The sequence below is a fragment of the Noviherbaspirillum humi genome (assembly GCF_900188095.1).
Taxonomy (GTDB): domain Bacteria; phylum Pseudomonadota; class Gammaproteobacteria; order Burkholderiales; family Burkholderiaceae_D; genus Noviherbaspirillum; species Noviherbaspirillum humi.
This window is the reverse complement of sequence record NZ_FZOT01000012.1, coordinates 87,383-112,150: the sequence shown is the minus strand read 5'-3', so window position 1 is coordinate 112,150 and position 24,768 is coordinate 87,383. Positions and strand designations below refer to the sequence as shown.

21 protein-coding genes are annotated in these 24,768 nt (G+C 64.8%); 19 read left to right on the top strand and 2 right to left on the bottom strand.

The genetic code is table 11. From position 1 onward, the window contains the following. Window positions 1-90: 90 nt before the first annotated feature. Window positions 91-996 carry an AEC family transporter gene (locus CHB88_RS16525; protein WP_089400445.1) on the top strand — a complete coding sequence of 302 codons (906 nt, stop codon included), beginning with the start codon at window positions 91-93 and terminating at the stop codon, window positions 994-996. Window positions 997-1,008: 12 nt separating this feature from the next. On the opposite strand, the gene CHB88_RS16520 is transcribed toward CHB88_RS16525, so the two are convergent. Beyond that, window positions 1,009-1,290: an acylphosphatase gene (locus CHB88_RS16520; RefSeq protein WP_089400444.1), complete on the bottom strand. Its 282-nt coding sequence runs from the start codon at window positions 1,288-1,290 to the stop codon at window positions 1,009-1,011. Beyond that, the gene (uvrA, locus tag CHB88_RS16515) at window positions 1,290-4,151 is read right to left on the bottom strand and encodes an excinuclease ABC subunit UvrA (RefSeq protein ID WP_089400443.1); all 2,862 of its coding nucleotides are present in this window, start codon (window positions 4,149-4,151) and stop codon (window positions 1,290-1,292) included. The genes CHB88_RS16520 and uvrA overlap by 1 nt, the downstream gene beginning before the upstream one ends. Window positions 4,152-4,291: 140 nt before the next feature. Here uvrA and CHB88_RS16510 point away from each other — a divergent pair, with 140 nt between their 5' ends. From CHB88_RS16510 to CHB88_RS16430, 18 genes are all read left to right on the top strand, one after another. Beyond that, on the top strand, window positions 4,292-5,491 hold the full coding sequence (locus CHB88_RS16510) for an MFS transporter (RefSeq protein WP_089400442.1): 1,200 nt from the start codon (window positions 4,292-4,294) through the stop codon (window positions 5,489-5,491). Between the two features lie 23 nt (window positions 5,492-5,514). Next, window positions 5,515-6,009, top strand: a complete 495-nt coding sequence (gene ssb, locus CHB88_RS16505; protein ID WP_089400441.1) for a single-stranded DNA-binding protein — start codon at window positions 5,515-5,517, stop codon at window positions 6,007-6,009. Beyond that, complete coding sequence (locus CHB88_RS25900) at window positions 5,990-6,124, top strand: hypothetical protein (RefSeq protein ID WP_281255028.1); 135 nt, start codon at window positions 5,990-5,992, stop codon at window positions 6,122-6,124. Before ssb ends, CHB88_RS25900 begins: the two co-directional genes overlap by 20 nt. 139 nt (window positions 6,125-6,263) lie before the next feature. Beyond that, entirely contained in the window at window positions 6,264-7,964 is a 1,701-nt protein-coding gene (locus tag CHB88_RS16500) for a putative bifunctional diguanylate cyclase/phosphodiesterase (protein ID WP_245845019.1), read from the top strand. Next, window positions 7,951-9,450 (top strand): HDOD domain-containing protein, encoded by a 1,500-nt coding sequence (locus CHB88_RS16495; protein WP_089400439.1) that lies wholly within the window; start codon window positions 7,951-7,953, stop codon window positions 9,448-9,450. The genes CHB88_RS16500 and CHB88_RS16495 overlap by 14 nt, the downstream gene beginning before the upstream one ends. Window positions 9,451-9,616: 166 nt before the next feature. Then, on the top strand, window positions 9,617-10,582 hold the full coding sequence (locus tag CHB88_RS16490; protein WP_089400438.1) for a diacylglycerol/lipid kinase family protein: 966 nt from the start codon (window positions 9,617-9,619) through the stop codon (window positions 10,580-10,582). Then, a complete protein-coding gene (locus CHB88_RS16485; protein WP_089400437.1) occupies window positions 10,579-11,421 on the top strand; it encodes a metallophosphoesterase family protein in 843 nt (280 codons plus the stop codon). Before CHB88_RS16490 ends, CHB88_RS16485 begins: the two co-directional genes overlap by 4 nt. Window positions 11,422-11,459: 38 nt before the next feature. Then, window positions 11,460-12,161 (top strand): transposase, encoded by a 702-nt coding sequence (locus CHB88_RS16480; RefSeq protein WP_089400436.1) that lies wholly within the window; start codon window positions 11,460-11,462, stop codon window positions 12,159-12,161. Window positions 12,162-12,348: 187 nt separating this feature from the next. Continuing rightward, window positions 12,349-17,025, top strand: a complete 4,677-nt coding sequence (locus tag CHB88_RS16475) for a glutamate synthase-related protein (RefSeq protein WP_089400435.1) — start codon at window positions 12,349-12,351, stop codon at window positions 17,023-17,025. A 72-nt stretch (window positions 17,026-17,097) separates the two neighbouring features. Beyond that, window positions 17,098-18,561 carry a glutamate synthase subunit beta gene (locus tag CHB88_RS16470; protein ID WP_089400434.1) on the top strand — a complete coding sequence of 488 codons (1,464 nt, stop codon included), beginning with the start codon at window positions 17,098-17,100 and terminating at the stop codon, window positions 18,559-18,561. Between the two features lie 254 nt (window positions 18,562-18,815). After that, complete coding sequence (locus CHB88_RS16465) at window positions 18,816-19,619, top strand: ABC transporter ATP-binding protein (RefSeq protein WP_089400433.1); 804 nt, start codon at window positions 18,816-18,818, stop codon at window positions 19,617-19,619. After that, window positions 19,619-20,395, top strand: coding sequence for a lipid asymmetry maintenance ABC transporter permease subunit MlaE (gene mlaE / locus CHB88_RS16460; RefSeq protein ID WP_089400432.1), 777 nt, complete (start codon window positions 19,619-19,621; stop codon window positions 20,393-20,395). The genes CHB88_RS16465 and mlaE overlap by 1 nt, the downstream gene beginning before the upstream one ends. A 100-nt stretch (window positions 20,396-20,495) precedes the next feature. Then, window positions 20,496-20,969, top strand: a complete 474-nt coding sequence (gene mlaD, locus CHB88_RS16455; RefSeq protein ID WP_089400431.1) for an outer membrane lipid asymmetry maintenance protein MlaD — start codon at window positions 20,496-20,498, stop codon at window positions 20,967-20,969. Next, window positions 20,966-21,835 carry an MlaA family lipoprotein gene (locus CHB88_RS16450; RefSeq protein WP_089400430.1) on the top strand — a complete coding sequence of 290 codons (870 nt, stop codon included), beginning with the start codon at window positions 20,966-20,968 and terminating at the stop codon, window positions 21,833-21,835. Before mlaD ends, CHB88_RS16450 begins: the two co-directional genes overlap by 4 nt. 188 nt (window positions 21,836-22,023) lie before the next feature. After that, complete coding sequence (locus CHB88_RS16445) at window positions 22,024-22,671, top strand: MlaC/ttg2D family ABC transporter substrate-binding protein (RefSeq protein WP_089400507.1); 648 nt, start codon at window positions 22,024-22,026, stop codon at window positions 22,669-22,671. A 9-nt stretch (window positions 22,672-22,680) separates the two neighbouring features. Next, complete coding sequence (locus CHB88_RS16440) at window positions 22,681-22,944, top strand: STAS domain-containing protein (protein ID WP_089400429.1); 264 nt, start codon at window positions 22,681-22,683, stop codon at window positions 22,942-22,944. A 128-nt stretch (window positions 22,945-23,072) separates the two neighbouring features. Next, on the top strand, window positions 23,073-23,984 hold the full coding sequence (locus CHB88_RS16435) for an ABC transporter ATP-binding protein (RefSeq protein ID WP_089400428.1): 912 nt from the start codon (window positions 23,073-23,075) through the stop codon (window positions 23,982-23,984). Beyond that, complete coding sequence (locus CHB88_RS16430; RefSeq protein ID WP_089400427.1) at window positions 23,981-24,736, top strand: ABC transporter permease; 756 nt, start codon at window positions 23,981-23,983, stop codon at window positions 24,734-24,736. Before CHB88_RS16435 ends, CHB88_RS16430 begins: the two co-directional genes overlap by 4 nt. The last annotated feature ends 32 nt before the right edge of the window (window positions 24,737-24,768 follow it).

Genomic DNA, 24,768 nt, shown 5'->3' with positions numbered 1-24,768 from the left:
AGCAGGGCCGTCTCGGCGCCGCCCTGCGGAACGCGCCGGGGGGCGGCAGGCTACAATGCCGCCTGTCCTTCGTCCCTCCGCTTCCCGTCCATGCAAGTCTTCGAGCGCATCCTCAGCATCATCCTGCCGGTTTTCCTGACCATCGCGCTCGGCTACGGCTATGCCCGCTTGCGCGGCGATGCGGTGAAGTCGGACATGGGTGCGGTGAACCGGATCAGCATGGACGTGCTGTGCCCGCTGCTGGTGTTCAGCGCGCTCGCGGCCAAGGAATTCGACCTGGCGCACAACAGCATGCTGATCCTGGCCGGGGTATTGATCGCGCTCGGCTCCGGCCTCATTGCCTGGCCGGTATGCAAGCTGCTGGGCTACGACCCGCGCAGCTTCGTGCCGCCGATGATGTACAACAATTGCGGCAACATGGGCCTGCCGCTGGCGGCGCTGGCCTTCGGCCCGGCCGGCCTGTCCTCGGCGGTGGCGCTCTTCATGGCTTGCAACGTGGTGTACTTCACCGTCGGCATCAAGATCATCGAGAGCGGTCGGGCGCGCCAGGGCTCGTCGCTGAAATTCCTGGTCAGCCCGATGATGCTGTCGATGATGCTCGGCATGGTGTTCGCGGTTTTCCATATCGCGCTACCGGCGCCGCTGATGCAGGCGATGAAGATGCTGGGCGACGCCTGCATTCCCCTCATGCTGTTTTCACTCGGCGTGCGCATGACCGACGTCACCCTCAAGAGCTGGCATATCGGGCTGATGGGCGCCATCGTCTGCCCGCTGTCCGGGCTGGCGGTCGCCTGGCTGCTGGATGGCCTGCTGATGCTTCCGCCGGCCCAGCGCGGCCAGATGTATCTGTTCGCCTCGCTGCCGCCGGCCGTGTTCTGCTTCATGGTGGCGGAGCAATACAAGCAGGAGCCGGACAAGGTGGCATCCATCGTCCTGCTCGGAAATTTCCTGGCGCTGGCTTTCGTGCCGCTCGGCCTCTGGCTGGGCCTGCGCTGAAGCGCGTAATCTTCAAGCGGTCGGCAGCACCCGGAAGCCGGCATCGCCGGCCGCGTCCTGCGCCGCTTCCATGACGGCCACATCGTCCACCCTGGCCATCGCCGGGCCGCGCTGCGACCAGACGATGATCTCGTTCAATGCCTCCTCGCTGCCCGCGACCACGGCTTCCACCGTGCCGTCGCTGCGGTTGCGCACCCAGCCCGACAAGCCGAGCACGCGCGCCCGCCGCTCGAACGCGGCGCGGTAGCCGACGCCCTGCACCACGCCGGAGATGCGCAGATGCCGGGCCGTCATCAGGCTGCCTTCTTCCTCGTCAGCAGCGGAGCGAGGTAGCGGCCGGTATGGCTGGCCGGGTTCTTCGACACGTCCTCCGGCGTGCCGGCGGCAATGATTTGCCCGCCGCCCGCGCCGCCTTCCGGACCGAGGTCCACTAGCCAGTCGGCGGTTTTGATCACGTCCAGGTTGTGCTCGATGATGACCACCGTGTTGCCCTGGTCGCGCAGGCGATGGATCACCTTCAGCAGCAGGTCGATGTCGTGGAAGTGCAGGCCGGTGGTCGGCTCGTCCAGGATGTAGAGGGTGCGGCCGGTGTCGCGCTTGGACAGTTCCAGCGACAGCTTGACCCGCTGAGCCTCGCCGCCCGACAGGGTCGTGGCGCTCTGGCCGAGGCGGATGTAGCCGAGGCCGACGTCGAGCAGGGTCTGCAGCTTGCGGGCGATGACCGGTACCGGCTTGAAGAATTCGAACGCTTCTTCCACCGTCATGCCGAGCACGTCGTTGACGTTCTTGCCCTTGTATTCGACTTCCAGCGTCTCGCGGTTGTAGCGCTTGCCGTGGCAGACGTCGCAGGGGACGTAGACGTCGGGCAGGAAGTGCATTTCCACTTTCAGCACGCCGTCGCCCTGGCAAGCCTCGCAGCGGCCGCCCTTGACGTTGAAGGAGAAGCGGCCGGCCGAGTAGCCGCGCTCCTTGGCCGCCGGCACCGTGGCGAACAGGTCCCGGATCGGGGTGAACAGGCCGGTGTAGGTGGCCGGATTCGAGCGCGGCGTGCGGCCGATCGGCGCCTGGTCCACCGCGATCACCTTGTCGAAATGCTCCAGGCCGGAGATGGACTCGAACGGCGCCGGTTCCGCATGCGAGCCGTACAGATGGCGCGCGGCGGCGTTGTACAGGGTGTCATTGACCAGGGTCGACTTGCCGGAGCCGGAAACGCCGGTAACGCAGGTCAGCAGGCCGACCGGCAGTTGCAGGGTGACGTCGCGCAGATTGTTGCCGGAGGCGCCGGTGATCACCAGCTGGCGCTTCGGATCGGACGCCGTGCGCTTCTTCGGCACCGCGATTTCCAGCGTGCCGTTCAAATACTTGGCGGTGAGCGACTTCTTGCTCTTGAGGATCTCGGGCAGCGAGCCGCGCGCGATCACCTCGCCGCCATGCACGCCGGCACCGGGACCCATGTCGACGATGTAGTCGGCGCAGCGGATGGCGTCCTCGTCATGCTCCACCACCAGCACGCTGTTGCCGATGTCGCGCAGGTGCTGCAGGGTGGCGATCAGGCGGTCGTTGTCGCGCTGGTGCAGGCCGATGGAGGGCTCGTCGAGCACGTACATGACGCCGGTCAGGCCGGAGCCGATCTGCGACGCCAGGCGGATGCGCTGCGCTTCGCCGCCCGACAGGGTATCGGCGCTGCGCTCCAGCGAGAGATAGTCGAGGCCGACGTTGTTCAGGAACTTCAGGCGCGAGACGATTTCCTTGATGATGCGGTCGGCGATCTCGCGCTTGGCGCCGGTCAGCTTCAGGGTCTCGAAGAATTCCAGCGTCTCGCGCAGCGGCGTCGCCGCCACTTCATAGATGGCGCGCTGCTGCCTGCCGCTGCCCACCTTGACGTTGCGCGCCTCCACCCGCAGGCGGGCGCCTTCGCAGACCGGGCAGGCTTTCTGGTTGATGAACTTGGCCAGTTCTTCCTTCACCGCCATCGAATCGGTTTCGCGGTAGCGGCGCTGCAGGTTGTTCACCACGCCTTCGAAGGTATGCTCCCGCACCACCGCGCGGCCGCGCTCGTTGATGTAGGTAAAGGGCACCGTCTGCCGGCCGGAGCCGTACAGCACCACCTGCTGCGCGTTCTCCGGCAGCTTCTCGAACGGCTCGTCCAGGTCGAAGTTGTAGTGCTCCGCCAAACTGGTGAGCATCTGGTAATAGAACTGGTTGCGCCTGTCCCAGCCCTTGATCGCGCCGCTGGCCAGCGACAGGTTGGGGAAGGCGACGATGCGCTTCGGATCGAAGAATTCGATGTGTCCCAGGCCGTCGCACTCCTGGCAGGCGCCCATCGGGTTGTTGAAGGAGAACAGGCGCGGCTCCAGTTCCTGCAGCGAGTAGCCGCAGGTCGGGCAGGCGAACTTGTTGGAGTACAGGTGCTCCTTGTCGGTATCCATCTCGAGCGCGATGGCGCGGCCGTCGGCCAGGCGCAGCGCCGTCTCGAAGCTTTCGGCCAGGCGCTGCTTGACGTCGGGCCGGGTCTTTAGGCGGTCGATGACGACGTCGATGGTGTGCTTCTCGGTCTTCTTCAGCTTCGGCAGGTCGTCCACGTCATAGACGCGCGCCTTGCCCGTGCCGCTCTGGATGCGGAAGCGGACGAAGCCCTGGGCCTGCATTTCCTCGAACAGGTCGACATGCTCGCCCTTGCGGTTGGCCACCACCGGCGCCAGGATCATCAGCTTGGTGTCTTCCGGCATGGCCAGCACCGCATCGACCATCTGCGACACCGACTGCGCCGCCAGCGGATTTTCCGGATGGTCGGGGCAGTAGGGCGTGCCGACGCGGGCATACAGCAGGCGCAGGTAGTCGTGGATCTCGGTCACCGTGCCGACGGTGGAGCGGGGATTGTGCGAGGTCGCCTTCTGCTCGATCGAGATTGCCGGCGACAGGCCCTCGATCAGGTCCACGTCCGGCTTTTCCATCAGCTGCAGGAACTGGCGCGCATAGGCGGACAGCGACTCCACGTAGCGGCGCTGCCCCTCGGCGTACAGGGTGTCGAAGGCGAGCGAGGACTTGCCGGAGCCGGACAGTCCGGTGATGACGATCAACTTGTTCCGGGGGAGTTCAAGACTGATGTTCTTCAGGTTGTGGGTACGGGCGCCGCGAATTCGAATTTCTTCCATGAACTGCTTTCAACAGGGACAGGGGCTTTGAATCGGTCAACCTGATACTATAACGGGTTTTGAAGTCGCTCGTACGCAGCACTTCGCCCCGTTGTCAAGACCTCATGCCAACCAATAAAGCTTCCGCTTCCGCCGACAAAATGAGCCGCGAGGAAGTCCGCGCCAGCGTGTCGCTGGCGTCAATTTTTGCCTTGCGCATGCTCGGCATGTTCCTCATCCTGCCGGTGTTCGCAGTACATGCCCGTTCCCTGCCAGGCGGCGACAGCGCCACCCTGGTCGGGCTGGCGATGGGCATCTACGGCCTGACCCAATCCTTCGGCCAGATTCCCTTCGGCGCCGCCTCCGACAAATACGGCCGCAAGCGGGTCATCATCATCGGCCTGATCCTGTTCGCGCTCGGTTCCTTCGTCGCGGCGGCCGCCACCAATATCTACTGGGTCATCTTCGGCCGCGCCGCCCAGGGCGCCGGTGCCATCTCCGCCGCCGTCACCGCCTACATCGCCGACACCACCCGGGAAGAGCACCGCACCAAGGCCATGGCCATGGTGGGCGGCTCCATCGGCCTGACCTTCGCGCTGTCGCTGATCGCCGCGCCGGTGCTGTACCAGGCGATCGGCATGGGGGGCATCTTCATCCTGACCGGCGTGCTGTCGATCGCTGCCATCTTCGTCGTCGCCTACGTGGTGCCGCCGGCGCCGCTTGCGCCGGCGATGAACAAGGTGCCGTTCTCTTCCGTCCTGAAGAATGGCGAGCTGCTGCGCCTGAACTACGGCGTGTTCGCCCTGCACCTGACGCAGATGGCGATGTTCGTCGTCGTGCCGGCGGCCCTGGTGCAGTTTGCCGACCTGCCGATCGCCGAGCACTGGAAGGTGTATCTGCCGGTGGTGCTGGGTTCCTTCATCCTGATGCTGCCGGCCGTCTTCGCCGGCGAGCGGCGCGGCAGGTCGAAGCAGGTGTTCCTCGGCGCCATCATGCTGATGTGCCTGGTGCAGGCCGGCTTCTGGCTGGTGCTGTCGCATCCGGACGGCATGCACTGGGGCCTGCTGGTGGCGCTGCTGCTGGCCTTCTTCATCGCCTTCAACATCCTGGAGGCGACCCAGCCCTCCCTGGTGTCGCGCCTGGCGCCGGCCTCGGCCAAGGGCGCGGCCCTCGGCGTCTACAATACCTTGCAGGCGATCGGCCTGTTCTGCGGCGGCGCGATGGGCGGCTGGATGAAGCAGCATCTTGGGCCGCAGTCGGTCTTTATTTTGGGCATGGCCGTGAGCATCGCCTGGCTTATAATCGCGTCGGGCATGCGAAATCTGCCGCCGCGCGGGGTTGCCCAGCCAGCGGCTGTCTAGGAATTTTAGGTGAGGAGAAAATTATGGCATCGGTAAACAAGGTCATCATCGTCGGCAACCTGGGCCGCGACCCGGAAACCCGCTACATGCCCAACGGCGACGCGGTCACCAACGTGGCGGTGGCGACCACCGAGAGCTGGAAGGACAAGGCCACCGGCGAAAAGAAGGAACTGACCGAGTGGCATCGCATCACCTTCTACCGCAAGCTGGCGGAAATCGCCGGCCAGTACTTGAAGAAGGGTTCCCAGGTGTACGTCGAGGGCCGCCTGCAGACCCGCAAGTGGACCGACAAGGAAGGCGTGGAGCGCTACACCACCGAGATCATCGCCGACACCATGCAGATGCTGGGCAGCCGGCAGGGCATGGGCGGCGGCGCAGGCGGCGGTGCTTCCATGGATGACGAATACGGCGGCGGCATGCCGTCCCGTCCGGCGCCCGCCTCAGGCGGCGGCGCTTCCCGCGGCGCGTCCAAGCCGGCGCCGAACTTCAGCGACATGGATGACGACATCCCGTTCTGATCTCCAGTCCATTGCAGAGCTGAACATCAGCCCCGCCGGCATCCTGCCGGGCGGGGCTTTTCTTTTTGCCAAGGCGATTTCGCAGCATCGCTTTACTTTTTTTTCCAAAAAATGAATTTACCAGCTGCAATTTGCTAATATTGCGTTAAAGCAATGTATGGTGGCCTGACATTTGACATGCAAGCCGGCGCCATACCCGAACGGGATCAAGCAGCAACATGTTTTCCATACGCCGCGACCGGCCAGAAACCGCGATGAAAGCCCAACTCGACAGCCTGATGGAAGCGGCTGGGGATGCGGTATTTCGACTCGACCGGCAGGGCGAAATCATCGGCTTCAGCCGGCGCGCCCGCGAGCTGATCGGCACCGATGCCGAACTCGCCGGATTGCCGCTGGCGGCGCTGGTGGCCCCGGTCGATCACGTCGCGCTGAAGTCGGCGATCGAGGAAGCCATACGCGCAGCGCGCCCGACACGGGTCAACCTGCGCATGAAGACGGCCCAGAATTCGCTCTGGATGGAACTGCAGCTGTCGGCCTATGCCGGCGAAAGCCAGGATACCGAACTGCTGGCGGTGGGACGCGACATCACCAGCCAGCAGGAAACCGAAGAGCGCCTGCGCCACATGGCGACCCACGACGCCCTTACCGGCCTGCCCAACCGCTCGCTGCTGTCGGACCGCATCCGCATGGCGATGGCCCAGTCGCGCCGCACCGGCAAGGGCTTCGCGGTGCTGGCGCTGGACCTGGACGGTTTCAAGAAGGTCAACGATGCGCTCGGCCATCCGGTCGGCGATGCGCTGCTGCAGGTGGCGGCGGCGCGCCTGATGGACACGCTGCGCGACATTGACACCCTGGCACGCGTCGGCGGCGACGAATTCGTGGCCGTGGTGCCGGGCGCGGTGTCGGAGGCCGAGCTGCAGATCATCGCCCGGCGCATGATTTCCGCCATGCAGCAGCCGTTCGAGATACAGGGCCATACGCTGTACATCGGCACCTCGATCGGCGTCGCCGTATTCCCCGAGCACGGCGACAGCGAAGTCAAGCTGCTCGCCCATGCCGACACCGCGATGTACCGCGCCAAGGAAACCGGCAAGGCGCGCTGCGTCATCTACAGCGCCGAGAAATTCACCCAGCCGGAGCACGACGTCTCGCTCGAAGCCGCCATGTTCCAGGCGGTGCGCGACGGCGAGTTCCTGCTGCACTACCAGCCCATCGTCGATGCCCGGAGCCGCCAGATCATGGGCTTCGAGGCGCTGATGCGCTGGATGCGGCCGGGCACCGGCATGGTCTCGCCGGCGCAGTTCATCCCCATGGCCGAGAGCAATGGCTTGATCAACCTGCTCGGCGGCTGGGCGCTGAAGGCGGCCTGCGTGCAGATCAAGCGCTTCGAGGAGATCATCGGCCGCCCGCTGTACGTGTCGGTGAACGTCAGCCCGCGCCAGTTCCGCAACGATCAGTTCATCGATGTCATGAACGACGCCATCCGGCTGTCCGGCCTGAACGGCGAGCAGCTGCTGCTGGAGATCACCGAAGGCATCCTGATGTCCGACCCGGAGCACGCGGAAAGCCTGCTCAACGCGATCACCGCGCGCAAGGTCCGCATCGCCATCGACGACTTCGGCACCGGCTACTCCTCGCTCGCCTATTTGAAGCGCTTCCCGATCGCGACGCTGAAGATCGACCGCGCCTTCATCAAGGACCTGCCGCGCTCGGTGAAGGATGCGGCCATCTGCAACGTGGTGATCAGCCTCGCCAGCCATCTCGATGTCAACACCGTGGCGGAGGGCGTGGAAAACCAGGAGCAGCTCGATTACCTGGCCAAACAGGGATGCGGCCTGGTGCAGGGCTTCTTCACCGGACGGCCGCTGCCGCCGCAGGAAATCATCAGCTTGCTCGAAGCCGAGCAGGCGGCACGGGAAGCGGCATCCGGAGAGACGGTCGATGAGCCCGCTTAAGCCGACGCCCCCGCTCGCCGACGAGACCATGGCGCTGCTGTGGTCGCGGGTGCGGCAGCGCGGCGACATGCCCGGCTTTTCCAAGGTGATCCACACCATCATCAGCGCCATGCAGGGCGACGAGGAGCGGGAGTTCAACATGACCCGCACCGTGCTGTCGGACCCGGCGCTGACGCAGAAAGTGCTGCGCCTGGCCAACAGCGCCATGTATTCGGTGTTCGGCCAAGGGATCAACACCGTCTCCAAGGCGGTGATCGTGCTCGGCACCGAAACCATCGGCCACCTTGCCCTCGGCCTGAAGCTGATCGACGGCCTGACCAACGCCTCCACCGATTCGAGCGTGGCGCGCCAGGAAATGGAAAAGGCGGTGCTGGCCGGCCATATCGCCCGCCAGGTGGCGTCTTCTGCAGGCACTCGGGATTCCGAGGAAGCGGTGGTGTGTTCCATGCTGCATGGCCTGGGCCGCATGATGGTGACCTTCTATCTCACCGAATGCTGGGAAGCGGTGCAGGAAAAGTGCCGCCAGGGCATGGGCGAGAACGAGGCGGCGGTCGAGGTGCTCGGCCTGGGCCTGGACGAAGTCGGCCGCCTCGCCGGCAGGCAATGGGGTCTGCCGGGCAGCCTGACCGATACCTTCCGGCACGTCGTGCCGCGCGATGCCGGCGAACCTCTGGATCATGCCGAATGGCTGGCCACGGTGTCGACGCTGTCGTCGCGCTGCGCCGACGCCTTGTACAGCGAGGCCGGTCCGCAATCCCCGGCGCTGGTTCAGCTGGCCCAGGACTATGCCGACATGCTGGGGCTCGAGTTCGCCCAGGTCCTGACCGCGGTGAGCATCGGCCAGGACAGCGCGGTCGAGGAAAACGCGATCGCTCCGCGTCCGGCGCGCGCGACGGAACCGCCCGTCAGCCTTCCGCCGGCGCTCGGCAAGCCCGCCGATGCGGCGCAGCGCCTGCAGCGCGGCCTGGCCGACATGCGCGACGCCCTGGGCAATGCCAGCCTGCCGCAAGTCATGACGATGGCGCTGGAAACGGTGCACCAGGGCCTCGGCTTTTCCCGCGCCATCGCCTTCATCCGCGACCAGGAGGAGGGCTTGTACCGGGTGTGCATGAGCTTCGGCGAAGGCGTGCAGGAAAAGCTGCCGCAGCTGCGCTTCGGCGATGCCTACCAGCCGGACGTGTTCCATGCCGCCCTCGCCAACGACAAGATGATCTTCGTCGAGAATGCGCGCGACCCCGTCTTCGTCAAGAAGCTGCCGCGCTGGTGGCGCGAGGCGCTGCCCTCGGTGCGCAGCTTCACCCTGCTGCCGTTGATGGTGAACCGCCAGCCGGTGGGCTTCATCTACGGCGACTGGGACCTGCTGCTGCCGCCGGCCAGAATCGAGAGCGCCGATGTGGCGCCGCTGAACGAATTGCGGGTGCTGGCGGTGCAAGCCATCGAACGCCAGCGGCAGGTCAATCCGCAATGGGTGCGGATGCTGCTCTGACGGCCTGAACGCATCGTTCGCCTCGCCGGCGCGGTTCCTTGCGCCAAGTCGGGATTGCCTTTTCCAAAAAGCGCTATGCTGGCGGACACGCGCCAGCCGGGCGTCTGCCCGATTCACCCAGGCAGCGCTCCTGCCGGCGATTTCATTCCTACCAGCAGCCGGACCCATGACCGACATCCAGCCGGTACAGGCATTGCCGTCCGCGTCTCCCGCGGCAGGCCGCCGCATCACCGTCATCCTCAATTTACGCGCCGGCAGCGGCGAAAAGCCGGCGCTGCGCCAAGCCATCGAGGAAGCGCTGGCGCCTGCCGGCGACCGGCTTGCCATCGTCGACGTGGCGCCGCCGGCCCGCCTGGCCGCGCTGTGCGACCGGCATGCGTCGGAAGCAGCGACCTGCGGCGGCATGCTGGTGGCGGTCGGCGGCGACGGCACCATCAATGCCGTCGCCTCGGCCTGCCTGCGCCACGGGGTGGCGATGGGGGTGATCCCGGCCGGCACGTTCAATTACTTCGCCCGCCAGCTCGGCATTCCGCAGGATGCGGCGGAGGCGGCGCGGCTGCTGCTGGCGCCGGCCCTGCGGCGGGTGACGGTGGCCAAGGTCAATGAGCAAGTGTTCCTTAACAACGCCAGCTTCGGCCTCTACAGCCGCATCATCCGCGAGCGGGAGCAGGACAAGGCCCGCTTCGGCCGCTCGCGCATCGTGGCGGTGCTCTCGGCGGTGGCGACGCTGCTGGCCGGCTACCGTCCATTCGCGGTGAAGATTGCCAGCGCCCGGCATGAGCAGGTGCGGCGCACCGCCATGGTATTCGTCTGCCACAACGAGCTGCAGCTGGCCAGGCTGGAACTGGATGCGGTGCAGTGCGCCCGCGAAAGGCGCCTGGCGGTGCTGCTGCTGCGGCCGGTGACCCGGTTCGGCGCGGCCAAGCTGCTGTGGCATGGCGCTACCCGTCGCCTGAACCAGAACGAAAGCCTGGAAACGTTTTGCGCCGATGCCTTCTCCGCCGCGACCCGCAAGCGCCGCATCGACGTGGTGGTGGATGGCGAAATCGTGCGGCTGGCCACGCCGCTCGATTTCCGGATTCTGCCGGATGCGCTGACGGTGGCGGTGCCGCACGACGGCTTGCCGGCATGACCACCATCGTCCATCTTTCCGACACGCATTTCGGCACCGAAGTCACGCCGGTGCTGCAGGCGGCCGCGGAAACCATCCGCGCCCTGCAGCCGGACGTGCTGGTGCTGTCCGGAGACATCACCCAGCGGGCGCGAAAACCGGAGTTCGAGCGGGCGCGTGCCTTCCTGGATTCCCTGCCGCCGCTGCCGCTGGTGGTCATCCCGGGCAACCACGACCTGCCGCTGTTCAATCTGCCGCTGCGCCTGGTGCAACCCTACGCCGGCTACCGCCGCGCTTTCGGCGACTCACCGGCCGGCTGGAGCAATGGCCAGGTGCGCATCGTCGGTTTCGATACCACCAGCCGGCTGCGTCATACCCGCGGCACCCTTGCCAGCGATGTCATCGCGGCTGGCCTGAGACGCGACGGGGGAGAAGGAGGCCGGGCCGGATTGCTGATCGCCTGCGTGCACCAGCCGCTGGCCACCGCCCGGGAGGAGGATGCGGCGGAGATTCTGATCGAAGCCGACCGCATTGCCGCCGATCTGGCGCGCCATGGGGTCGACGTGGTGCTGAGCGGCCATGTGCATGTGCCGCTGGCGACGACCACCGCACGAGCTTTTCCGCACGTCGGCCGCCATTTCGTGCTGGCCGGCGCCGGCACGGCGGTGTCGCACCGGGTACGATCGGGCGCGCCGAATTCCTTCAATTGCCTGCATGTCCGGTCGGAAGGGGAGGGTGGCCAGCTGCTGGAAGTGGCGCAGCATCATTACCAGTCGGGCGCGCGCACATTCCGGCTGGCGCGGCAAGACCGGTTCGTTCGGCACGCGCATGGCTGGGAAGCGGCAGACAGCCCGGTCTGATCGGCGCCTATAATGCCGATTTTCTCCTTGCGCTCGCCATGGCCCGCTTACCCCGACTGGTTATTCCGAACGAGGTGCATTATGTCGTCCTGGATGCGCTGGACCACCAGCCCGTGTTCCGCGAGCAGGAGGATTACCAGGCATACCTCCGCTGGCTGAAGGAGGCCGGCCGGCTGTTCCAGGTGGCGGTGCATGGCTATGTGCTGCTGCCGGATCAGGTTCACCTGCTGGTGACGCCGGCGGCCGCCGAATCCCTGGGCCGGATGATGCAATGGCTGGGGCGGCAATACGTGCCTTACTTCAATGCCAGGTACAAGCGCGCCGGCACCCTCTGGCAAGGCCGGTTCCGCGCCACGGTGGTGGAAGCCGCGACCTATCTGCAAGCCTGCACCCATTATCTGGAATCGTTGCCAGTCCGCAACGGCTTGGTGGCCGAGGCGGCGAACTATGAATGGTCCAGCCATGCCCACCATATTGGCGCCCGCACCGACCCGGTGATCACCGATCACCGTCTGACTTGGGCATTGGGCAACACGCCGTTCGAAAGGGAACGGGCTTATCGGGATGCCTATGAGCAGGCATTGAGCGAGCAGGACGTGGTGTCCCTGTCGCGCAATCTGCGCCAGGGATGGCCACTGGGTTCCATAGCCTTCCGCAATCGGCTGGAGAAGGAGACCGCTCGCCGCGTCGCGCCAGCCAAAAGAGGACGCCCAGCCAAGCGTAATCCCATCTCGGCCTGAATTGGCATCTGCACCTAAAAATAGCAAACCGTCACGAAATCAAACGCTTGCAACTCCGTCCCCATTTATGCATGCGCACTTGTGGTTCGTCAATTAATGCTGCTCTGACCCCAATTTTTTTTATTGAACTATCTATAGCGCTGCACTATCCTTCAGGCTCATCTTTATTTAGCAGTGGGGAAAGCTCATGCAAGCGCAAGGACTCTATGATCCGTCCAATGAACATGACGCCTGTGGCGTCGGTTTCATTGCTCATATCAAAGGCAAGAAAAGTCATTCCATCGTCGAGCAGGGCCTGCTGATCCTGAAGAACCTGGATCACCGGGGCGCCGTGGGCGCCGACAAGCTGATGGGTGACGGCGCTGGCATACTGATCCAGATCCCCGACCAGTACTACCGCGAGGAAATGGCGAAGCAGGGCATCACCCTGCCGCCGCCCGGCGAATATGGCGTCGGCATGGTGTTCCTGCCGAAGGAGCATGCATCCCGCCTGGCCTGCGAACAGGAAATCGAGCGCGCCGTCGTGGCCGAAGGCCAGGTGGTGCTCGGCTGGCGCGACGTGCCCATCGACACCGACATGCCGATGTCCCCGACCGTGCGCGCCAAAGAGCCGGTCATCCGCCAGATCTTCATCGGCCGCGGCGCCGACATCATGGTGACCGATGCGCTGGAGCGCAAGCTGTACGTCATCCGCAAGTCCTCCGGCCACGCCATCCAGGCGCTGAACCTCATCCACGGCAAGGAATTCTTCGTGCCGTCGATGTCCGCCCGCACCGTGGTCTACAAGGGCCTGCTGCTGGCCGACCAGGTCGGCGTCTACTACAAGGACCTGCAGGACCCGCGCTGCGTCTCGGCCCTGGCCCTGGTGCACCAGCGCTTCTCCACCAACACCTTCCCGGAGTGGCCGCTGGCCCACCCGTACCGCCTGATCGCCCACAACGGCGAAATCAACACCGTCAAGGGCAACTTCAACTGGATGCGCGCCCGCGAAGGCGTGATGAAATCCGCCGTGCTCGGCGACGACCTGCAGAAGCTGTTCCCGCTGATCTATGAAGGCCAGTCCGACACCGCCTGCTTCGACAATGCGCTCGAACTGCTGGTGATGGCCGGCTATCCGGTTCCCCAGGCGATGATGATGATGATCCCGGAAGCCTGGGAAAACCACACCCTGATGGACGACAACCGCCGCGCCTTCTACGAGTACCATGCGGCGATGATGGAGCCGTGGGACGGCCCCGCCGCCATGGCCTTCACCGACGGCCGCCACATCGGCGGCACCCTGGACCGCAACGGCCTGCGTCCGGCGCGCTACATCCAGACCGACGACGACCTGGTGGTGATGGCGTCCGAATCCGGCGTGCTGCCGATTCCCGAGTCCAAGATCATCAAGAAATGGCGCCTGCAGCCAGGCAAGATGTTCCTCATCGACCTCGACGCCGGCCGCATCATCGACGACAAGGAACTGAAGGACACCTACGCCAACGCCAAGCCGTACAAGCAGTGGATCGACTCCGTCCGCATCAAGCTGGACGAACTGCCGGCCGAGAAGGATGACGCCAAGTCCGACATTCCGCTGCTGGACCGCCAGCAGGTGTTCGGCTACACCCAGGAAGACCTGAAGTTCCTGATGTCGCCGATGGCGGTGCAGGGCGAGGAAGCTGTCGGCTCCATGGGCAACGACTCGCCGCTGGCGGTCATGTCCAACAAGAACAAGACCCTCTATCACTACTTCAAGCAGCTGTTCGCCCAGGTGACCAACCCGCCGATCGACCCGATCCGCGAAGCCATGGTGATGTCGCTGGTCTCCTTCATCGGACCCAAGCCCAACCTGCTCGACACCAACAACATCAACCCGCCGATGCGCCTCGAAGTGGCCCAGCCTATCCTGGACTACGCCGACATCGCCAAGCTGCGCAACATCAGCGCCCATACCGGCGGCAAGTTCAAGTCCTTCGAACTGGACATCTGCTATCCGGTGGGCTGGGGCAAGGAAGGCATCGAAGCCCGCATCGCCTCGCTCTGCGCGCAGGCGGTCGACGCCGTCAAGTCCGGCCACAACATCCTGATCGTCTCCGACCGCAAGGTCAGCGCCGAGCAGGTCGCCATCCCGGCGCTGCTGGCCACCTCCGCCATCCACCTGCACCTGGTCTCCAAGGGCCTGCGCACCTCCACCGGCCTGGTGGTGGAAACCGGCTCCGCCCGCGAAACCCATCATTTCGCGCTGCTGGCCGGCTACGGCGCCGAAGCCATCCATCCCTACCTCGCGATGGATACCCTGTGCGAAATGGCCAAGGGCCTGCCGGGCGAGCTGTCGCCCGAGAAGACCATCTACAACTTCCAGAAGGCGGTCGGCAAGGGCCTGATGAAGGTCATGTCGAAGATGGGCATCTCCACCTACATGTCCTACTGCGGCGCGCAGATCTTCGAAGCCATCGGTCTCAACAAGGCGCTGGTCGACAAGTATTTCAAGGGCACCGCCTCCAACGTCGAAGGCATCGGCGTGTTCGAAGTGGCCGAGGAAGCGCTGCGCCTGCACAAGCTGGCCTTCAGCAACGACCCGGTGCTGTCCAACGCCTTGGATGCCGGCGGCGAGTACGCCTACCGCGTGCGCGGCGAAGACCACATGTGGACCCCGGACGCGATCGCCAAGCTGCAGCATTCGGCCCGCGCCAACAGCTTTTCCACCTACAAGGAATACGCCCAGATCATCAACGACCAGTCGCGCCGGCACATGACGCTGCGCGGCCTGTTCGAGTTCAAGATCGATCCGAGCAAGGCGATTCCGCTGGATGAAGTCGAGCCGGCCAAGGAAATCGTCAAGCGCTTCACCACCGGCGCCATGTCGCTCGGCTCCATCTCGACCGAAGCGCACGCCACCCTGGCCATCGCCATGAACCGCATCGGCGGCAAGTCCAACACCGGCGAAGGCGGCGAGGACGAGAACCGCTATCGCATGGAACTGAAGGGCATCCCCATCAAGAAGGGCGAGACCCTGGCTTCCGTCATCGGCCGCGACCGCATCGAAGTCGACCTGCCGCTGCAGGAAGGCGACTCGCTGCGCTCCAAGATCAAGCAGGTGGCTTCCGGCCGCTTCGGCGTCACCGCCGAGTACCTGATCTCCGCCGACCAGATCCAGATCAAGATGGCGCAGGGCGCCAAGCCGGGCGAAGGCGGCCAGCTGCCGGGCCACAAGGTGTCCGAGTACATCGCCAAGCTGCGCTTCTCGGTGCCGGGCGTCGGCCTGATCTCCCCGCCGCCGCACCACGACATCTACTCGATCGAGGACCTGGCCCAGCTGATCCACGACCTGAAGAACGTCAACCCGCGCGCCTCGATCTCGGTCAAGCTGGTGTCCGAAGTCGGCGTCGGCACCGTGGCCGCGGGCGTGGCGAAGGCCAAGGCCGATCACGTGGTCATCGCCGGCCATGACGGCGGCACCGGCGCTTCGCCGCTTTCGTCCATCAAGCACGCCGGCTCGCCGTGGGAACTCGGCCTCGCCGAAACCCAGCAGACCCTGGTGTTGAACCGCCTGCGCAGCCGCATCCGCGTGCAGACCGACGGCCAGATCAAGACCGGCCGCGACGTCGTCATCGGCGCGCTGCTGGGCGCCGACGAATTCGGCTTCGCCACCGCGCCGCTGGTCGCCGAAGGCTGCATCATGATGCGCAAGTGCCACCTCAACACCTGCCCGGTCGGCGTCGCCACCCAGGATCCGGTGCTGCGCGCCAAGTTCCAGGGCAAGCCCGAGCATGTGGTCAACTTCTTCTTCTTCGTTGCGGAAGAAGCGCGCCAGATCATGGCGCAGCTGGGCGTACGCACCTTCGACGAGCTGATCGGCCGCGCCGACCTGCTCGACAAGTCGAAGGCGGTGTCGCACTGGAAGGCCAAGGGCCTGGATTTCACCAAGATCTTCCACATGCCGGACGTGCCGGCCGACGAGCCGCGCTACCAGGTGCTGGAGCAGGATCACGGCCTGGAGAAGGCGCTCGACCACAAGCTGATCGCGCAAGCGAAAGCCGCGCTGGAGAAGGGCGAGAAGGTTTCCTTCATCTCCCCGGTGAAGAACGTCAACCGCACCGTCGGCACCATGCTGTCGGGCGAAGTCGCCAAGCGCTACGGCCACGACGGTCTGCCGGACGACACCATCCACATCCAGATGCACGGCACCGCAGGCCAGTCGGCCGGCGCCTTCCTGGCGCACGGCATCACCATCGATCTGGTGGGCGAGGGCAATGACTACGTCGGCAAGGGCTTGTCGGGCGGCCGCATCATCGTGCGTCCGAACACCGAGTTCCGCGGCCGCGCCGTCGACAACATCATCGTCGGCAACACCGTGCTGTACGGCGCGATCTCCGGCGAAGCCTTCTTCAACGGCGTCGCGGGCGAGCGCTTCGCGGTCCGCAACTCCGGCGCCACCACCGTGGTGGAAGGCACCGGCGACCATGGCTGCGAATACATGACCGGCGGTACCGTGGTCGTGCTCGGCGCCACCGGCCGCAACTTCGCCGCCGGCATGTCGGGCGGCATCGCCTACGTCTACGATCCGGAAGGTGAATTCGCCGCCCGCTGCAACATGTCGATGGTGACCCTGGAAACCGTGCTCTCGAGCAGCGAACAGGAAAACACCATGGACCGCGCGATCTGGCACAGCCAGGCCCGCAACGGCGAAGGACAGACCGACGAGGCGATCCTGAAGGGTCTGATCGAGCGCCACTTCAAGTACACCGGCAGCACTCGCGCGCGCAACCTGCTGGATGACTGGGCCACTGCCCGCACCAAGTTCGTCAAGGTCTTCCCGACCGAGTACAAGCGGGCGCTGGGCGAGATCAACGCCGCCAAGTCCAAGGAAAAGATCGCGGCGTAAGCCTGGTCATCAACGACGACAAGCTCCCCGCCGAACGCCGGCGGGGAGGCAGAAAAATATCGAAGGAACATCATGGGTAAAGTCACCGGTTTTCTGGAATTCCAGCGCCTGCAGGAAGCGAGCGAAGCGCCCGAGGCGCGCAAGAAGCATTACAAAGAATTCATCATGCACCTCAGCGACGAGCAGGCGAAAGTCCAGGGCGCGCGCTGCATGGACTGCGGCATCCCCTTCTGCAACAGCGGCTGCCCGGTCAACAACATCATCCCCGACTGGAACGACCTCGTTTTCAAGGGCAACTACAAGGAGGCGCTGGACAACCTGCACTCCACCAACAACTTCCCGGAGTTCACCGGCCGCATCTGCCCGGCGCCCTGCGAAGCCGCCTGCACGCTGAACATCAACAACGATGCCGTCGGCATCAAGTCGATCGAGCATTTCATCATCGACAAGGGTTGGGAAAATGGCTGGGTCGTGCCGCAGGTGCCCCAGTTCAAGACCGGCAAGAAGGTCGCTGTCGTCGGCTCCGGCCCGGCCGGCATGGCCGCCGCCCAGCAGCTGGCGCGCGTCGGCCATGACGTCACCGTGTTCGAGAAGAACGACCGCGTCGGCGGCCTGCTGCGCTACGGCATCCCCGACTTCAAGATGGAGAAGAGCCACATCGACCGCCGCGTGGAGCAGATGAAGGCCGAAGGCGTGACCTTCCGCACCGGCGTACTGGTCGGCAAGGACTTCCCGGCCAACATCACCAACCTGGCCAGGGAAACCGTCTCGCCGGAGCAGCTGCAGCAGGAGTTCGACGCCGTCGTCATCGCCGGCGGCGCCGAGCAGCCGCGCGACCTGCCGGTGCCGGGCCGCGACCTCAGCGGCATCCACTTCGCCATGGAGTTCCTGCCGCAGCAGAATCGCGTCAACGCCGGCGACAAGCTGAAGGATCAGCTGCTGGCCACCGGCAAGCATGTCATCGTCATCGGCGGCGGCGACACCGGTTCCGACTGCGTCGGCACCTCCAACCGCCATGGCGCCGCTTCCGTGGTCCAGTTCGAGCTGCTGCCGCAGCCGCCGGAAACCGAGAACAAGCCGCTGGTATGGCCGTACTGGCCGACCAAGCTCCGCACCTCTTCCTCCCACGAGGAAGGCTGCGATCGCGACTGGGCGGTGGCCACCAAGCGCTTCGAGGGCAAGAACGGCAAGATCGAGAAGCTGATCGCCGCCCGCGTCGAATGGAAGGACGGCAAGATGCAGGAAGTGCCGGATTCCGAGTTCGAGCTGAAGGCCGATCTGGTGCTGCTGGCCATGGGTTTCGTCTCGCCGGTACAACAGGTGCTGGACGCCTTCGGCGTCGCCAAGGATGCCCGCGGCAATGCCAAGGCCACCATCGACGGCGACGGCTGCTATCGCACCTCGGTCGACAAGGTGTTTGCCGCCGGCGACATGCGCCGCGGACAATCGCTGGTGGTGTGGGCGATCCGCGAAGGCCGCCAGTGCGCCCGTGAAGTCGACCAGTTCCTGATGGGATCCACCGTCCTGCCGCGCTGATCCAGCGGATCGCCCAGCCTCGGCTTGCAAGCCGAGGCAGCGTTCGCCGGGCGGGACAGGCGCAGGCCTGTCCCGCTTCCCCGGCTCACGTCCGCGACGAAGCCCGCCGCCATCGCACGATGCGGCGGGCTTTTTCATGCGGCTGCGCCGTTCGTCGGGATTGTGCTTCCGTCAAGACGAATTGCCGACAATGTGGGATTGCCATTTCTGTCCTACAATCTCAGACTTCATCAAATTTCATCCGCTTCAATTTCGTGTCCAACATTGTCGAAATCCGCGATCTTCACTTTTCCTATGGCCAGCGCCCCATTCTGAGCGGTCTGCACATGGATTTTCCGCAAGGGAAGGTGATCGCCGTCATGGGCGGCTCCGGTTCCGGCAAGACCACCATCCTGCGCCTCATCGGCGGCCAAGTGCAGCCGCAGCGCGGCTCGGTCAGCGTGAACGGCCAGACGGTGGCGTCGCTGTCGACGTCCGGCCTGTACGAGATGCGTCGCCGCATGGGCATGCTGTTCCAGCACGGCGCGCTGTTCACCGACCTGTCGGTATTCGAGAACGTCGCCTTCCCGCTGCGCGAGCACACCGACCTGCCGGAAGAAACGATCCATGACCTGGTACTGATGAAGCTGCATGCGGTCGGCCTGCGCGGCGCGGCGCAGCTGCGTCCCGCCGAAATTTCCGGCGGCATGGCGCGGCGGGTGGCGCTGGCGCGCGCCATCGCCCTCGACCCTCAGCTCATCATGTACGACGAGCCCTTCGCCGGTCTGGACCCGATCTCCATGGGCGTCACCGCCAATCTGATCCGTCGCCTCAACGACGTGCTCGGCTCCACCTCCATCCTGGTGTCGCACGACGTGCATGAGTCCTTTGCCATCGCCGACTATGTTTATTTCCTGTCCAAGGGCAGCATCGTCGCCAGCGGCACGCCGGCCGAGATGCTCGCCTCCGAGGACCCCTTCGTGAAGCAGTTCGTGCATGCCGAGCCGGACGGCCCGGTGCCCTTCCACTATCCCGGCAGATCCCTGGCCGAGGATTTCGGACTCGGAGGAGGGCGCTGATGCTGAACCTGGTCTCCCACCTCGGCGGCATGGTGACGAACTTCATCGTCAACGTCGGCTATGCGAGCCGCGTCTTTCTGCAACTGCTCGGTCGTTCGGGCGCGCTGCTGCGGCGGCCGCGGCTGATCACCGACCAGATCCATTTCATCGGCAACTACTCGCTGGTGATCATCGCCGTGTCCGGCCTGTTCGTCGGCTTCGTGCTCGGCCTGCAGGGCTACTACACGCTCAACAAGTACGGTTCCGAACAGGCGCTCGGCCTGCTTGTCGCCTTGTCATTGACCCGCGAGCTCGGCCCGGTGGTGACGGCGCTGCTGTTCGCCGGCCGCGCCGGCACCTCGCTCACCGCCGAGATCGGCTTGATGAAGGCCGGCGAACAGCTGGCGGCGATGGAAATGATGGCCATCAATCCGGTCGAACGGGTGATCGCGCCGCGCTTCTGGGCTGGCGTCATCGCCATGCCGGCGCTGGCGGCGATCTTCAGCGCGGTCGGCATCTTCGGCGGCTATATCGTCGGCGTGCAGCTGATCGGCGTGGACGAAGGCGCCTTCTGGTCGCAGATGCAGGCCGGCGTCGATGTCTGGAAGGATATCGCCAACGGCGTGATCAAGAGCATCATCTTCGGTTTTGCGGTAACCTTCGTCGCCCTTTACCAGGGCTATGAAGCGCAGCCGACGCCGGAGGGCGTCGCACGCGCCACCACGCGCACGGTGGTGATCGCTTCCCTCGGCGTACTCTGGCTGGACTTCCTGCTGACGGCGTTGATGTTCAACTAGCGGTCGCACCGGCGCCGCAGCCGCTCAGTCGGTCTGCGCGCCTGCACGAATCTGTCACGGGCGCCCGGCGGGCGGCCCGGCATCTTTGAAAGAAATGGCTATGCAACGTAAATCACTGGATCTGTGGGTCGGGCTCTTCGTTCTGCTGGGCGCGGCGGCGCTGGTATTTTTGGCGCTGAAAGCCGGCAACATGAGCAGCATGTCCTTCGACAGCACCTATACTGTCATCACCAAGTTCGACAACATCGGCGGCCTCAAGCCGCGCGCGCCGGTCAAGAGCGCCGGCGTGGTGGTGGGCCGGGTGGCGGATATCCGCTTCGACGACAAGAGCTATCAGGCCGTCGTCACCCTCAGCCTCGACAGCACTTACAAGTTCCCCAAGGACAGCTCGGCCAAGATTCTCACGTCCGGGCTCCTGGGTGAACAATACATCGGCCTCGAGCCGGGGGGAGACACCAGCAACCTCGTGGCGGGCGACCGCATCAAAATGACGCAGTCAGCCGTCGTGCTGGAGAACCTGATCAGTCAGTTCCTCTACAGCAAGGCGGCGGAAGGAAAGGACAACGGCAAATGAGGCATGGTGCTTCTCTCGCGGCGGTGACATTGTCGCTGGCCCTGTCGGGATGTGCTGTCGGCAGCAATCCCAGGGACCCGCTCGAAAACTTCAATCGGGCGATGTTCAACTTCAACGACCGGCTCGACGACGTCGCGCTGCGCCCGGCCGCCGAAGGCTACAGCAAGCTGCCTTCGATGGTGCGCACCGGCGTCAACAACTTCTTCGGCAACCTCGGCGACGTCTGGACGGCGGTGAACAATCTGCTTCAGGGCAAGATCGGCGACGGCGTATCCGATGTCATGCGCTTTGCCGTCAATACCACGTTCGGCCTTGGCGGCCTGCTGGACTGGGGCACCGAAATGGGCATTACCAAGCACAAGGAAGACTTCGGCCAGACGCTCGGCACCTGGGGCGTGAAGCCGGGTCCCTACGTTGTGCTGCCGGTGTTCGGCTCATCCACCATACGTGATAGTGCTGCGCTGCCGGTCGATCTCACGGCCGATCCCTTGAACTACATCAGCAGCGGCGGGCACCACGCGGCAGGGATCGGATTGCGCATCGTCGACGTGCGTGCGGGCCTGCTCGATGCCTCCAACCTGCTGGAAGAAGCCGCGCTGGACCGTTATGAATTCGTGCGCGATGCGTATTTGCAGCGCCGCGAGAGCACGATCCGCGACGGTGAAACTTCCCGCTCCTCGTACGAGGATGACGGCGCGCCGAAGACCGCATCCCAGCCAGGCACGCCTGATGCGGCCAAGCCGGAAGCGGCTACCGAGCCGGCTGCGCAGGAACCCGCTTCCAAGCCGCTTGTCGAAGTGGAACGAGAGGCTTCGCCGGCCGCCGGGCAAGGCATCGCGCCGGTGGCGGAAGCCGCCAAGCAGTAAAATATGCCAATCGCAACGGTGCTGCGGCGCCGTTGTCCCCGCCGGCCGCCCCGGTGCCTCGGTTGAAACGCTGCTGAAACACTTCGTTACTCCTGAAATGGGTTGCCTGTCATCTGGGCATGGCCGCCGGGAGTTATTGGGCAGACGGTATTGAATCCGTCGGCGTGTTCATCTTTATTCAGGACAACATGAAACTTTTCACCAAACTTTTCGCGATCATCGGTCTGGCCACTGGCGCGCTCGCTTTCACCGCGCCCGCTCAAGCCCAGGAAGCACCGGATGCGCTAATCAAGCGCATCAGCGAAGAAGTGCTCACTACCGCCAAGAACGACAAGGACATCCAGGCCGGCAACACCAGGAAGGTGCTTGAGCTGGTCGAGGCCAAGGTGCTGCCGCATGTCGACTTCCAGCGCATGACCGCCCTGGCCGCCGGCCGCTACTGGCGCGAAGCCACGCCGGAGCAGCAGAAGCAGCTCACCACTGAATTCCGCAGCCTGCTGGTCTACACCTACTCCGGCGCCATCTCGCAGATCCGCGACCAGAAGCTGGAATTCAAGCCGATGCGCGCCGAGAGCGACAATGAAGTCGAGGTCCGTTCGCAGGTGCTGCAGCCCAAGGGCGGCGAACCGATCCAGCTGAACTACCGCCTGGAAAAGACGGCCGCCGGCTGGAAGATCTTCGACGTCAACGTCCTCGGCGCCTGGCTGGTCGAAACCTACAAGGGCAACTTCGCCTCCGAGATCAGCAAGGGCGGCATCGACGGCCTGATCAAGACCCTGTCGGAGAAGAACAAGCGCCTGGCCGCCAGCGCTACGCGCAGCGGCAGCAAGTCCTGATCCGGCGCCATGTTCCAGCCTGAACAATCGCTTACCTTCGCCAACGCGGCCGGCGTGATGAAAGCCGGCCTGCAGGCGATTTCGGCCGGCCAGTCGGAGATCGACCTCGGCCGGCTGCAGGCGGTCGATTCCGCCGCCGTGGCCACGCTGCTGTGCTGGCAGCGCGCCGCCGCCAAGCGCGGCGCCAAGGTCCGCTTTACCCAGGTACCTGCCAATCTGCAGGACCTGATCCACCTCTACGACCTGTCAGACTTGCTGCATCAGCATCACTGACCAAGCGGTCGCCTACACCCTTCCCATGCCGTTCCGGCTTTCAAGTCGGAAATCCAATATAATCAAGGGTTTCGCCAAGCCGGCACGCTAGCCGGCGGCGCCATTTTTTCGAGACCGTTCTCGCCACCATGGCTGCATTGCAAATCACCGATGTCAAGAAACGCTACAAGTCGCTGCAGGCCTTGGGCGGCGTCAGCCTGACGATCGAGCAGGGCGAGTTCTTCGGCCTGCTCGGACCGAACGGCGCCGGCAAGACCACGCTGATTTCCATCGTCGCCGGCCTCAACCGGGCCGATTCCGGTTCGGTTGCCATCCATGGCCACGACGTGGTCAACGACTACCGCGAGGCCCGCAAGCACCTCGGCGTGGTGCCGCAGGAGCTGGTGTTCGATCCCTTCTTCACCGTGCGCGAAACCCTGCGCATGCAGTCCGGCTACTTCGGCCTGAAGAACAACGACGCCTGGATCGACGAGGTGATGGAAAATCTCGACCTGACCAACAAGGCCGACACCAACATGCGCGCCCTGTCCGGCGGCATGAAGCGGCGCGTGCTGGTGGCGCAGGCGCTGGTGCACAAGCCGCCGGTGATCGTGCTGGACGAGCCGACCGCCGGCGTCGACGTCGAGCTGCGGCAGACGCTGTGGCAGTTCATCGGCCGCCTGAACCGGGAAGGCCATACCATCGTGCTCACCACCCACTACCTGGAAGAGGCGCAGGCGCTGTGCAACCGCATCGCCATGCTGAAATTCGGCAAGGTGGTGGCGCTGGACTCCACCTCGGCGCTGATCAAGCGCATCTCCGGTTCCCAGCTGATCGTGCAGCTGGGGCAGGGCAGGCTGCCGGAAGGGCTGCATCACCTGGTTTCGCACCCCGACGAACTGGTGTCCGGCAACAAGTACACCCTGCGCGTGACCGACTATGCCGAAGTCGAGCCCATCCTCGCCACGCTGCGCCAGTCCGGCGCGGTGATCGAAGACATGCATCTGCAGCAGGCCGATCTGGAGGACGTGTTCATCCAGATCATGGAGGGCGAGAAATGACCGGCTTTCGCACCCTGTTCTACAAGGAGATCCTGCGCTTCTGGAAGGTCGCCACCCAGACCATCACCGCGCCCATCCTCACCGCGCTGCTGTACCTGATGATCTTCGGCCATGTGCTGGAAGACCGGGTGCAGGTCTATCCCGGCGTGACCTACACCGCCTTCCTGGTGCCCGGCCTGGTGATGATGAGCGTGCTGCAGAACGCCTTTGCCAACAGTTCTTCCTCGCTAATCCAGTCGAAGATCACCGGCAACCTGGTGTTCATCCTGCTGCCGCCACTGTCGCACTGGGAGCTGTACGGCGCCTATGTCGCCGCCGCCGTGGTGCGCGGTCTGGCGGTCGGCGCCGGGGTGTTCATCATCACCGTCTGGTTCGCCCACCTGAGCTTCGCCTCACCGCTGTGGATCCTGCTGTTCGCCTTCTTCGGCGCCGCCATCCTCGGCACCATGGGCTTGATTGCCGGCATCTGGGCGGAAAAGTTCGACCAGCTCGCCGCTTTCCAGAACTTCATCATCATGCCGGCGACCTTCCTCTCCGGGGTGTTTTATTCCATCCACTCGCTGCCCAAGTTCTGGCTGGCGGTGTCGCACTTCAACCCGTTTTTTTATATGATTGACGGCTTCCGCTACGGCTTCTTCGGCAAGTCGGACGTCGATCCGTCGATCAGCCTGACCGTCGTCGCCGTCTTCTTCCTGGTCGTGGCCGGCGTCGCCGTCCGCCTGCTGAAGAGCGGCTACAAGCTGCGTCACTAATGCGCAACGCGCTTCCTATCGAAAGAATTTAT

What these genes read in the sequence shown, in the direction of transcription:
- CHB88_RS16525 (WP_089400445.1), top strand. Translation starts at nt 91, where the DNA reads ATGCAAGTCTTCGAGCGCATCCTCAGCATCATCCTGCCGGTTTTCCTG.
- CHB88_RS16520 (WP_089400444.1), bottom strand. Translation starts at nt 1,290, where the DNA reads ATGACGGCCCGGCATCTGCGCATCTCCGGCGTGGTGCAGGGCGTCGGC.
- uvrA (WP_089400443.1), bottom strand. Translation starts at nt 4,151, where the DNA reads ATGGAAGAAATTCGAATTCGCGGCGCCCGTACCCACAACCTGAAGAAC.
- CHB88_RS16510 (WP_089400442.1), top strand. Translation starts at nt 4,292, where the DNA reads ATGAGCCGCGAGGAAGTCCGCGCCAGCGTGTCGCTGGCGTCAATTTTT.
- ssb (WP_089400441.1), top strand. Translation starts at nt 5,515, where the DNA reads ATGGCATCGGTAAACAAGGTCATCATCGTCGGCAACCTGGGCCGCGAC.
- CHB88_RS25900 (WP_281255028.1), top strand. Translation starts at nt 5,990, where the DNA reads ATGACGACATCCCGTTCTGATCTCCAGTCCATTGCAGAGCTGAACATC.
- CHB88_RS16500 (WP_245845019.1), top strand. Translation starts at nt 6,264, where the DNA reads ATGAAAGCCCAACTCGACAGCCTGATGGAAGCGGCTGGGGATGCGGTA.
- CHB88_RS16495 (WP_089400439.1), top strand. Translation starts at nt 7,951, where the DNA reads ATGAGCCCGCTTAAGCCGACGCCCCCGCTCGCCGACGAGACCATGGCG.
- CHB88_RS16490 (WP_089400438.1), top strand. Translation starts at nt 9,617, where the DNA reads ATGACCGACATCCAGCCGGTACAGGCATTGCCGTCCGCGTCTCCCGCG.
- CHB88_RS16485 (WP_089400437.1), top strand. Translation starts at nt 10,579, where the DNA reads ATGACCACCATCGTCCATCTTTCCGACACGCATTTCGGCACCGAAGTC.
- CHB88_RS16480 (WP_089400436.1), top strand. Translation starts at nt 11,460, where the DNA reads ATGGCCCGCTTACCCCGACTGGTTATTCCGAACGAGGTGCATTATGTC.
- CHB88_RS16475 (WP_089400435.1), top strand. Translation starts at nt 12,349, where the DNA reads ATGCAAGCGCAAGGACTCTATGATCCGTCCAATGAACATGACGCCTGT.
- CHB88_RS16470 (WP_089400434.1), top strand. Translation starts at nt 17,098, where the DNA reads ATGGGTAAAGTCACCGGTTTTCTGGAATTCCAGCGCCTGCAGGAAGCG.
- mlaE (WP_089400432.1), top strand. Translation starts at nt 19,619, where the DNA reads ATGCTGAACCTGGTCTCCCACCTCGGCGGCATGGTGACGAACTTCATC.
- mlaD (WP_089400431.1), top strand. Translation starts at nt 20,496, where the DNA reads ATGCAACGTAAATCACTGGATCTGTGGGTCGGGCTCTTCGTTCTGCTG.
- CHB88_RS16450 (WP_089400430.1), top strand. Translation starts at nt 20,966, where the DNA reads ATGAGGCATGGTGCTTCTCTCGCGGCGGTGACATTGTCGCTGGCCCTG.
- CHB88_RS16445 (WP_089400507.1), top strand. Translation starts at nt 22,024, where the DNA reads ATGAAACTTTTCACCAAACTTTTCGCGATCATCGGTCTGGCCACTGGC.
- CHB88_RS16440 (WP_089400429.1), top strand. Translation starts at nt 22,681, where the DNA reads ATGTTCCAGCCTGAACAATCGCTTACCTTCGCCAACGCGGCCGGCGTG.
- CHB88_RS16435 (WP_089400428.1), top strand. Translation starts at nt 23,073, where the DNA reads ATGGCTGCATTGCAAATCACCGATGTCAAGAAACGCTACAAGTCGCTG.
- CHB88_RS16430 (WP_089400427.1), top strand. Translation starts at nt 23,981, where the DNA reads ATGACCGGCTTTCGCACCCTGTTCTACAAGGAGATCCTGCGCTTCTGG.